This is a genomic window from Streptomyces sp. RKAG290, from assembly GCF_023701695.1.
Lineage (GTDB): Bacteria > Actinomycetota > Actinomycetes > Streptomycetales > Streptomycetaceae > Streptomyces.
In genome coordinates this window covers 2969659-2978685 of record NZ_JAJOZC010000001.1, presented here as the reverse complement: position 1 = coordinate 2978685, position 9027 = coordinate 2969659, and the positions used below count along the sequence as shown (strand labels likewise).

The 9027-nt window shown below is 68.9% G+C and carries 10 protein-coding genes and 3 pseudogenes; 6 read left to right on the top strand and 7 right to left on the bottom strand.

The genetic code is table 11. The features are described 5' to 3' along the window. Positions 1–25 precede the first annotated feature (25 nt). Together LNW71_RS12810 and LNW71_RS12805 are read right to left on the bottom strand one after the other, a co-directional pair. Complete coding sequence (locus LNW71_RS12810) at positions 26–811, bottom strand: SGNH/GDSL hydrolase family protein (protein WP_250968360.1); 786 nt, start codon at positions 809–811, stop codon at positions 26–28. Continuing rightward, positions 798–1366, bottom strand: a pseudogene (locus LNW71_RS12805) (PadR family transcriptional regulator). The gene LNW71_RS12810 and the pseudogene LNW71_RS12805 overlap by 14 nt, the downstream one beginning before the upstream one ends. 167 nt (positions 1367–1533) lie before the next feature. On the opposite strand from LNW71_RS12805, the gene LNW71_RS12800 reads away from it, so the two are divergent. Beyond that, positions 1534–2085, top strand: a complete 552-nt coding sequence (locus LNW71_RS12800; RefSeq protein ID WP_250968359.1) for a DUF1707 domain-containing protein — start codon at positions 1534–1536, stop codon at positions 2083–2085. Between the two features lie 161 nt (positions 2086–2246). After that, the gene (locus LNW71_RS12795; protein WP_250968358.1) at positions 2247–2567 is read left to right on the top strand and encodes a hypothetical protein; all 321 of its coding nucleotides are present in this window, start codon (positions 2247–2249) and stop codon (positions 2565–2567) included. A 20-nt stretch (positions 2568–2587) separates the two neighbouring features. On the opposite strand, the gene LNW71_RS12790 is transcribed toward LNW71_RS12795, so the two are convergent. The 4 genes and pseudogenes from LNW71_RS12790 to LNW71_RS12775 form a co-directional block, all read right to left on the bottom strand. Continuing rightward, positions 2588–2902: a hypothetical protein gene (locus LNW71_RS12790; protein ID WP_250968357.1), complete on the bottom strand. Its 315-nt coding sequence runs from the start codon at positions 2900–2902 to the stop codon at positions 2588–2590. Beyond that, positions 2893–3144 carry a hypothetical protein gene (locus LNW71_RS12785; RefSeq protein WP_250968356.1) on the bottom strand — a complete coding sequence of 84 codons (252 nt, stop codon included), beginning with the start codon at positions 3142–3144 and terminating at the stop codon, positions 2893–2895. The genes LNW71_RS12790 and LNW71_RS12785 overlap by 10 nt, the downstream gene beginning before the upstream one ends. 53 nt (positions 3145–3197) lie before the next feature. After that, positions 3198–3376 (bottom strand): annotated as a pseudogene (locus LNW71_RS12780) (DUF397 domain-containing protein). Continuing rightward, a pseudogene (locus LNW71_RS12775) lies at positions 3373–4148 on the bottom strand (helix-turn-helix domain-containing protein). The pseudogenes LNW71_RS12780 and LNW71_RS12775 overlap by 4 nt, the downstream one beginning before the upstream one ends. Positions 4149–4266: 118 nt before the next feature. On the opposite strand from LNW71_RS12775, the gene LNW71_RS12770 reads away from it, so the two are divergent. The 4 genes from LNW71_RS12770 to LNW71_RS12755 all read left to right on the top strand — a co-directional run bounded on the left by LNW71_RS12770 (position 4267) and on the right by LNW71_RS12755 (position 7272). Continuing rightward, complete coding sequence (locus LNW71_RS12770; protein WP_250968355.1) at positions 4267–4692, top strand: hypothetical protein; 426 nt, start codon at positions 4267–4269, stop codon at positions 4690–4692. Between the two features lie 108 nt (positions 4693–4800). Then, positions 4801–5829: a hypothetical protein gene (locus LNW71_RS12765; RefSeq protein ID WP_250968354.1), complete on the top strand. Its 1029-nt coding sequence runs from the start codon at positions 4801–4803 to the stop codon at positions 5827–5829. A gap of 110 nt (positions 5830–5939) precedes the next feature. Beyond that, positions 5940–6575, top strand: a complete 636-nt coding sequence (locus LNW71_RS12760; RefSeq protein ID WP_285802629.1) for a TetR/AcrR family transcriptional regulator — start codon at positions 5940–5942, stop codon at positions 6573–6575. A gap of 79 nt (positions 6576–6654) precedes the next feature. Beyond that, positions 6655–7272, top strand: a complete 618-nt coding sequence (locus tag LNW71_RS12755; RefSeq protein ID WP_250971982.1) for a helix-turn-helix transcriptional regulator — start codon at positions 6655–6657, stop codon at positions 7270–7272. Positions 7273–7382: 110 nt separating this feature from the next. Here the strand turns inward: LNW71_RS12755 and LNW71_RS12750 are convergent, their stop codons facing one another. Next, positions 7383–8120: a hypothetical protein gene (locus tag LNW71_RS12750; protein ID WP_250968352.1), complete on the bottom strand. Its 738-nt coding sequence runs from the start codon at positions 8118–8120 to the stop codon at positions 7383–7385. Positions 8121–9027: the final 907 nt, after the last annotated feature.

The following is a 9027-nucleotide window of genomic DNA, read 5'->3' as shown; positions in this document are numbered from 1 at the left end:
CCGCAGAGCTGACCGCGGGACCGTCTCACGCCTCCGTGGCGAGCAGGGGCAGCAGCTCGGGACGCTTCGCGAAGCGGTCGTCGCCGGAGGACCGGCCGCGCAGCCGGCGTCCGAGCCAGGGGCCGAGGAACGCGCCGGCCCAGCGCAGTTCGGCCCCTGCGGCCTGCAGCCGGCCGGGGAGCACCTGTGGTGGCAGGGGATGCGTCCAGGTGTCGTCACTCCGGGGCAGGCCGATGGCGTGGGCGACGGCCGCGGCGATCCGCTCGTGGCCGAGGGGGCTGGCGTGGAGCCGGTCCGCGCTCCACATGCGCGGGTCGGTGGCGACGGGGTGCAGGGCGGTTTCGGCGACCACGACCCCGTGCCGGGCGGCCGCGGCACGGATGTGGGTGTTGAGCGCGAACACGCGGGCCCGGACGGGCCGGGCAAGGGGCGCGATCTTCCCCACGTCGGGCACGGTCAGGGTCGCCACCAGAGCCCCGGTGGCCGTGAGGGCGGCGAACATCTCCTCCAGCTGCCCGGCCACCTCCGCTGCGTCGAACCGCGGCCGGAGCAGGTCGTTGACCCCCGCGACGACCGTCGCGAAATCGGGGCGCAGGGCCAGGGCGGGCCCCAGCTGCTCGGCGCGGACCTGGCCGGCGACCCGGCCTCGGACAGCGAGATTGGCGTACTGGAGAGGCGGGTTGGCGGCCGCGAGGTGCTCGGCGAGCCGGTCGGCCCAGCCTCGCAGGCCGACGGTGTCGTCCCCGTCGCCCACCCCCTCGGTCTGGCTGTCGCCCAGGGCGACGTAACGCAGGTATTCACCGTTCGGCATGAGCCGCCTGCCTCTCCCGCAGTACGGTCGCGATCCGCAGGCACCAGTCCCGGTGGCCCTGCTCGAAGGCCAGACCGCGCAGGCACGTCAGGTACGGCCCGATCCGGTCGCCCCGGCGGAGGAACTCCTCTTCGTCCGCGTCCCCCCGCATCTGCCGCAGCAGCTTGTCGAGGAGCCCGATCTTGCCCTCCGCCGCGGACGCCCGCTCTTCGAGCTGCTCGATGACCGGTTCGGTGCCGATACGGTCGGCGGACTGGACCTTCACGAGCAGGTCGTCGCGGATGAACGACGGCTTCGACGGAGTGGTGGCGAACGTCTCCAGCTCGGCGCGACCGGCGTCGGTGACGTGGAACAGCCGCTTGTTGGGCCGCGTCTCCTGAACCACCTGCCGGCCCACGATCAGCCCTTCCCCTCCAGCTTCGCCAGCTCCGCGTACAGCTGCTGGGGCAGGGCGTGCCAGAAGTTCGCGACGCCGATGTCGAACGCCTTGGCCAGCTGGTATCCGCTGTACTCGCCGTCCAGCAGCGCCGCCAGTACGGCATGCCGCAGTGCCATCGATGCAGCCCCTTCCCGTTCCTCGCCCGTCACTGCATTGTACTCAAGAAAGTGACTAGTCACATTCATGAGTAGTGGTGAGGCGTGAGGGGTCGACTCGGCCGGCGTGCGGAAGCGATGTCCGCCATGCACCTTTGCCGGTTCCGGCACCGCACTAAGGTGAGACGGTGACCCCCGCACCGGAAGGTTCGCCGCCGCTGATCGGCGAGGACGACCGCGACACGGCCGTGCAGCGCCTGCAGAACGCGTATGCCGAAGGGCACATCTCGCACGAGGAGTTGGACGAGGGACTCCATCACGTGCTCACCGCGAGGGCGCCGAGTGAGCTCGTGTCGGCTCTGGCCGCACTCCCGCCGGAGCAGCCGGCCACCACGTCGACGATCGCCGTCGCCGGCGGGCGGATCAAACGGGGCGGCGTGTGGCGGGTGCCTCGGATTCTCAAGGTCGAGTCCGCGTTCGGAAGGGTGCGCCTGGATCTGTCCCGGGCGGTCATCGAGCATGAGGTGGTCGACATCGAGCTGCAGTTGGGCACCGGCAGGGCGAAGATCACGGTTCCTCGCGACGCGGTCGTGGACGTCGAGGGCCTGCAGGCCGGGTGGAAGGACCTGCGCTACCAGGCCCGGCCGCCGTCCCGGCCCGGCGGGCCGAAGATCCGGATCTCGGGGACCATGGGATTCGGACGACTGAAGATCCGCCACTCCCGGCGTGTCCCATATTGAGCGATCGCGGCTGCTGAGGGCCGTTCTCCTGGGGGAGGGGCCATGCTTACTCCGGTGCGTGCGGCCGGAGTTGCCGCAGTGTTGTCGCTGGCCTTCGTGACGGGCTGCTCGTCGTCCTCTGACTCGAAGGCCGAGGGGCCGAGGCCAGGCAGACGGCAGCCGTGGCGCCGAAGGGCGTGGTCACCCCGGAGGAGATCGGCGCCGAGCAGCGTGGGAAGGGGCAGCTCCTCGTCCTGACGCTCACGATCAAGAACATCGGGCACCACGTCGCCACCGTCTCGACGGACGGTGCCGTGAAGTGGCAGGACGAGAAGACGTCCCCGCGGGTCGCCACCACCGACGAGGCCGTGGACGGCCCCGAACTCGACACCGAGTACAAGCCCGGGGCAGTCCGTGACCGGCTCGCTCGTCCTCGACGCCGGCCGCAAGGGCGGGTCGGTGTCGTAACATCGACGACCCCAGCAGGCAGGCGTTCACGGTGAAGCTGCCGGCCGCCTGATCTTCACTTCCGGGTGGGAAACGCCTCGTCGAGTGTCGGGACCGAGAGGTGGTTGGTGATCAGCGCCTCCAGGACGTCGCCGAGCCGCAGGTAGCGCCCCTGCTGGACCGGCGGAGCGATCTCGCCGATCGTGCCGGCCTCACTGAGGTGGAACACGGTCCAAGGCCTCTGCCACGCGTCCAGGGGCTCCTCGTCCCGCGTGATCTTCCGGGTCTCCGCGGCCGGGCCGCGGGTTCCGTCGATCTGCTGGTTGATGGTCTCCACCGCATCGACGTTGAAGACCAGGCCCTGGCCGCCCGGCCGGTACATCACGAGCATTCGGGGCGGGCGAGCCCCACGTGATTACTGCTGAGCGGGCACACGTATGCGTGGTGCGTGGCGAGTTCTTTCACGGCCAGCTCGGTCGCCGGCACGATCACCGCGTGCTCGTGCAGGGAGCGGAACCAGCCGAGTGCGGCCTCCTCCTCCCACACGCACTTCCCGCGATTGCGGTACGCGGGCTCCGCGACGAGCCCTCGCGCCGCCATCCGCTCGATACTGCGCGGCTCGCGTCCCAGCATGGACGCGAAGTCCGACCGGGTCAGGACCTCCGGCAAATCATCGAACCAGGACACTAGACCGCCACGAACCCGAGGAAGGCCGACCAGGCGGCGGGGGAGACAGTGAGGGCGCAGACGGTGACGTCCTTGGAATCGCGGACGTGGACGGTGCGGGGCGGGTGGCGACCTCGACGCAGTTGCCGCTGTCCTCACCGCTGTAGCTGCTCTTGATCCAACTGAGGTCGTTACTCATGCTTCCCTTGCAAGCTGTTCGATCAACTGCCGCGACCCTTCGGGGTCGAGAGCCTGTGCCCGCAGAATGCCATATTTGCTGAACAGCGTTCCCAGCTGGGGCTGTTCGCGGACGAGGAAGTTGCTTGTCTGCACCTCGAGATAGGCAAGCCGTTGCCGATCGCCGGTCTCCAGCAGCACGAAGGGTCCGCTCAATCCGCTGTGTGTCTCCCGTTGCGGTGACATCACCTGCATGTGCACGTGACGCATCCCGCCGACTTCGAGAATGTGCTGAAGCTGTTCCTGGTGCACCTTCCGTCCCCCGATGGGACGCGTGAGCGCGCCGAGCTCCAGGACGAAGCTGATGTCCGGCACCGGCTTGCGGGCCAGCAGGGTCTGCCGCGCGAGGCGGGCGGAGACCCTGCCTTCGATCTCGTCGTCGTCGATGGGGGAAGTGCGCCACCGAACACGACGCGGGCGTACGCCTCGGTCTGCAAGAGGCCGGGCACGACGTGGGTTTCGTACTCATGTCTCGCGACGGCTGTGGTCTCCTCTTCGGCGAACGGCTCGAACCAGGAGGCCAGATGGCTGAAGGTCAGCTTCCCTGCTGCGACCGTCAGGGCGCCGTGCGCAGCGAGCACGTCATCGGCGCGTGAGGTGAACTCGCCCTTCGGCGGACGTTGGCCCCGCTCCACCATCGCGACCTGCGACTTGGAGAAGCCGATCTTCGAGCCCAGGGACTCCTGCGACAGCCCTGCCCCTTCGCGAAAGAACCGTAACAACGCGCCGAACATCTCGGCGTTACTGCCGCCCTGCTCACTGGAGTGCACAGCTCGACCCCCCAAGTGCACAACAGTGCACAGATGCCTTGTGTCCCTGGTCACGGTACGTGTGGGCGCCGAAGCTTTCCGTATGGAACCGAAAACGTCACCGGACCAGGTGCCCGCGTGGATTCCCGCGAGCGGGCACGCCCTGCGGCATGCCGGGATCCACTTCGACGCCGTACGGGTCATCGGCCTGTTGGGAGAGCAAGTGGCCTATGAAATCATGCAGTTCACCGACTTCCAGGCGGGCCCCGTCGTCCGGTCGCGGATCGGTGAGCGGAGTATGTACTTCCTGCTCCCGCCCGGGAGTGCCGCCGCGTACCGCTGGCCTGTCGGGGCCGAGGCGCTGGTGCGGGAGGGGGCGGCGTTCGTCGGGGTGCCCGCGCTGCACGGGCTGACGTATCCGCTGGACTGGCGGTCACTGCCCACCGCTCAAGTCCCGTTCGTGGAACCGGAACTGCTGTTCGAGCTGATGGCGAGTGTGGTGGAGGGCGACCCGCGTGCTGTACGGTGATCGCGTTGTTACGCTCCGTGCGCATTCGCGCAGGGGGCGGCCCCCGGTGGTGCTACCAACACCTGCCCGAGGGCCTTCACCCGCGATGGATCTAGAGGTCCAACGAGAATGCTTTTTCATGCTATCTCGCCGTCCTACGGCTATGTGAAGGCGTCGCACGACGTCGTACGTCATCCGCGTCTGGACAGCGACGCGAAGATCTTGATCACGTACGTGCAGGGACTGCCCCCGCGCCAGGCGGACAAGGCGCTGAGCGATCACGCCAAGCGGGTCGGGATCACCGGGCGTGCCTACCAGAAGGCCAAGGGGCAGCTCAAGGCCAACGGGTACGTGCACGAGTGGCGGCGGCAGGGGGGCGGCGGGCTGTGGGTGACCGATCAGCTCTTCACCAACGTGCCGCTCTCCGTCGAGGAGGCCCGGCGTGTCCGGGGCGCCCAGGCCGTGGTCGCGGAGGCCGGGACCGAATCCGGGGCGGTATCGGTGCAGGTCCGGCCGAGTGAACACTCTCCGACGGTCGGTCATCCGGGTGCTCGGTCGGCCGGTGGTCAACTACCGGTGGACGAAGAACGTGAGAAGAACTCATCCCACCCACCCTCCGAAGAGACCCGGACGGAACCCGCGCAAGCGCTCGCCGAACGCACGGACCCCCAAGTCGTGGAGGCGGAGGGCGTCCTGCTCTCCCTGCGCCATGCGCACCCCACGCTGCACCTGGGCGTCCGCGAAGCCCGCGGTCTGGCCGAGGCCGCTGCCGACTGGCTCCGGCGCGGGGTGCAGGCGGCGGAGCTGAGACTCGCGCTCGTCAGTGAGTTGCCGGCGGACGGCGTGCGGTCGGCGGTCGGGTTCCTCCGGTACCGGCTGATGCAGAAGCTGCCGGGGCCCGTACGGGCGGAGCAGCCCGCACCCGTCACGGCGCCGCCCGTCGTCTGCGAGGGGCCGGGGAGAGAGCATGTCTTCCGGCCCGGCGGGGACGAGGCGGTGTGTCCGCCGTGTGCACGGGAGGCCGCGGAGAAGGCGCACTGGGTCAAGTGGCCCGCCCACGCGCCCGGCGCGGACGACGACTTCGAGGATTCCGGCCCCCTGCCCTGGCGGGAGCGGGTCGCCGCGGTTCTGGCGCAGGACGGCACCGTCGCCGACTGAGGCGTACGGCCGTTCGCCGGTGTGGCGGTTCCGCCGCTGAGGCGGTGGAGCGGGGAGAGTGGGTTCCGGGGGCCGGGACGGACTGAGGAGGACCGGTGGTGGATGTCGTGATGGACCGGCGGAGCGGATCGCAGGCGCCGAGGGGCCCGGAGCACATCCGGGCGCAACTCATGGCGACCGGACGCACCTTGTTCGCCGTGTACGGCTACGCCCGTACCCCCGTCGAGCATCTCTGCGCCGTGGCGCAGGTGGAAGTCCGCGAGTTCCAGCGCGAGTTCGAGTCGCGTGAGGCACTGCTCATCGATCTCTACGACGAGGTCGCGATGCGCGGCATGCGGGCCGCCGAGGTCGAGCTGTCGGCCGAGGGCATGGAGACCTGCTCGACGGAGGAGCGCGTCCGCAGGCTCTTCGGCGCCTATGTGCAGGCCGTCACGGAGGACCCGCAGGCAGCGAGGGTGGCGTTCGTCGAGGTGCTCGGGGTGAGCCGGGCGGTGGACGAGCACCTCACGATGTGGCGGTCGGTGTGGGCGGAGTTCCTGACCCATGAGGCCGAGCGCGCCGCGCAGCGGGGTCATGGGGCCGAAGGGGACCTCTCGGTGGTGGTGAAGGTGCTGACGCGGTCCGTCGACGAGCTCCTCGCGCACCATGGCCGCCGCCCGCGCCAGGTGCCGTCCGCCTGGCTGACCAGTGAGCTGACCCGCCTCTCGCTGGCCATGATCGGCGGCCCTGGCGACGGGGCCAACTGACAAAGCGACTTGCCGGACCGGCAACGAGCGGCATGATGGAGTCATGGCAGCAGATGAGGTCGGAGCGGAGACCGGTGGCATGGGGGACGAGGAGCTCTCGTCCGTCCTGACCGGTGTGGGGCCGCGGCTGCGTGCGCTGCGCACGGAACGCGGTACGACGCTGTCCAAGCTGAGCGAGACGACGGGGATCTCGCTCAGCACGCTCTCCCGGCTGGAGTCCGGCGGCCGCAAGCCCACGCTGGAGCTGCTGCTCCCGCTGGCGAAGGCGTACGGGGTCCAGCTGGACGAGCTGGTCGGCGCCCCGGACACCGGCGATCCGCGCGTCACCTTCCGCCCGTTCAACCGGCACGGCATGACGTTCGTACCGCTGACCCGCCATCTCGGCGGGGTGCATGCGTACAAGCAGGTCATGCCGGGCGGGAAGGCCACGTCCGGGCCGGTCGAGCAGCGGGTGCACGAGGGCTACGAGTGGCTGTACGTACTGGCGGGCCGGCTGCGGCTGGTGCTGGGCGAGCACGACCTGGTGCTGACGGCGGGCGAGGTGGCCGAGTTCGACACACGTACCCCGCACTGGTGGGGCACCGCCGGGCCGGAGCCGGTGGAGTTCCTCAGCCTGTTCGGACCGCAGGGTGAGCGGATGCACGTGCGGGCGAAGCCGACGGGGAAGAGCGGTGCGTCCGACAGCATGGGCAAGTGACGCAAGCGAGATGCCCTGCAGGCAGAGCCGGTCCGGCCGCTGGGGCGTGGCCCCGGCGGCCGCCCCGGCAGTGACGGCAGGGCATCTCGACAAGACCCTCTTACGAGCCCTCAGCTCTTCGAGATCTTGGGGTCGACGATCTGGTCGGCGGGCGGGGTCTTCGCGTCGACCTTCTTGCCGTAGTCGGTCAGAGTGACCTCGCCGGGCTGTTTGCCGCCCGCGGTGACCGACTTGAGGATGTACGGCTTTCCTTCGGCGGCGACGTAGAGGGTGAGCTTCTCGCCACCGGGCTGCTTCTTCTCCAGTGCCAGTGCCTTCTTGCCGTCGACTTCGCTGGTGGAGCCCTTCTTCATGCCCTTGCGCTCGGACTTGTCACGGTCCATCGCCGCGAGGAACGCCTGCTTGTCGCACATTCCCTCGATGCCGGCCTGCCCAGGCTGGGACTTCACCCACTTGTCCTGGACCCGCGTGATGGCCTTCTCCGCACCGGGCTGCCCCTTCAGTGCGTTCTGCCAGAACTTCTCGTCGCCGCGCACATACGCGGTCTGGCCCACCTGAATGACATCGGCCTTGGCGCCCTGGCCCGACATGGTTCCCGTACAGCGGTCCTGCTCGTCCACATGGAAGTCGACACGGACCTCGTTGCCGCCCGGCTGCTGGACGTTGCCCCTGACCCGGACCGACTGCGCATCACGCGTGGCCTTCACCGCGTCCGCGGCGATCTGGTCCGCGCTCTTCCCGTCGGTGGACTTGTCCGCACCCTTACCGGAGTCATTCCCGCACCCTGCGAGCACCGTGACGCCCATGCATACGGAAACCGCTGCGACTAATACCTTCTTCGCCGTCATGAATTCGATCCCTCCCCTAGGAGAACTTGACGTTTCCAATCGTCCGACTGCCCCGCAACTGCTGTGACAACCCTAGGAAGAACGGGTTCGCAGCGGAGGGGTATCTTCCGGTCAACCGGCCCCCTCGACCCGCGGCATCGAAGGCCGACGGCTCGGCAGGCTCCTTGTCGTGGTCCAGCGGGCTAACCCCCCTTTCGACGGTTTATGATGATCGGAATCACGATGCAGGCGATCGCCAGAATGAAAAGAATTACTCCGAGCGACCCGCCGGGAGTCGACCCCCCACGTGCCAGTTCCACTGCCTCTCCCCATCCGTTAACTGCTCTCATCCCTCCCATTGCGTATCGCCGGATACGGCAGGCAGGAATCAGGAACCCGCGTGCCCCCGCGTCGGAGCTTGAATCCTTTGCGGACAAGCCAGTTGACGAGTCGGCCAGCTGTTCGGGCGGCTGTGGAAGAGCATCTCGCCCAGGCTGAATCCTGAGGAGTCCGACCGCTTTCCTCGCCCCGGCGCCCTCGGTAGCGGACGCCCCGCGCCTTCGCTGTCGGCGTGTCGGCCACCGCGGTGCCAGGCGCCCGCGCAACTCCCACGCGGAGCGGAACTCGCTGTTCCGGCGGATGCGGCAGAGCGACAGAACAAGCCGACTCCGGCGCCCCTTTCGCCCCAGTAGTAGCGCGCGTCGGCAACAGTTTTCCTGCGGTAATCAATGAGCAGCCGATCGGCGGGCTGGCCGAAAACCGTCCCGCTTATCGATTAAATCCTCGCCGTTCGAACACAGGTAGGTAAGGATTCAACGAAAGGCGGTCTGCCCATCGCCCCAGGTTCCCGGCCCCCCACGGCCTGACGAGCAACGGGCGGGCCGCGAGGGACTGCTGACCGAACTGGACCGGCCGTAGCGCTTCGGCC

Excerpts from the sequence above, each read along its gene's own strand:
- LNW71_RS12810 (WP_250968360.1), bottom strand. The coding sequence starts at position 811 with ATGCCGAACGGTGAATACCTGCGTTACGTCGCCCTGGGCGACAGCCAG.
- LNW71_RS12790 (WP_250968357.1), bottom strand. The coding sequence starts at position 2,902 with ATGCTCGTGATGTACCGGCCGGGCGGCCAGGGCCTGGTCTTCAACGTC.
- LNW71_RS12785 (WP_250968356.1), bottom strand. The coding sequence starts at position 3,144 with ATGCTGGGACGCGAGCCGCGCAGTATCGAGCGGATGGCGGCGCGAGGG.
- LNW71_RS12770 (WP_250968355.1), top strand. The coding sequence starts at position 4,267 with ATGGAACCGAAAACGTCACCGGACCAGGTGCCCGCGTGGATTCCCGCG.
- LNW71_RS12765 (WP_250968354.1), top strand. The coding sequence starts at position 4,801 with ATGCTTTTTCATGCTATCTCGCCGTCCTACGGCTATGTGAAGGCGTCG.
- LNW71_RS12760 (WP_285802629.1), top strand. The coding sequence starts at position 5,940 with ATGGACCGGCGGAGCGGATCGCAGGCGCCGAGGGGCCCGGAGCACATC.
- LNW71_RS12755 (WP_250971982.1), top strand. The coding sequence starts at position 6,655 with ATGGGGGACGAGGAGCTCTCGTCCGTCCTGACCGGTGTGGGGCCGCGG.
- LNW71_RS12750 (WP_250968352.1), bottom strand. The coding sequence starts at position 8,120 with ATGACGGCGAAGAAGGTATTAGTCGCAGCGGTTTCCGTATGCATGGGC.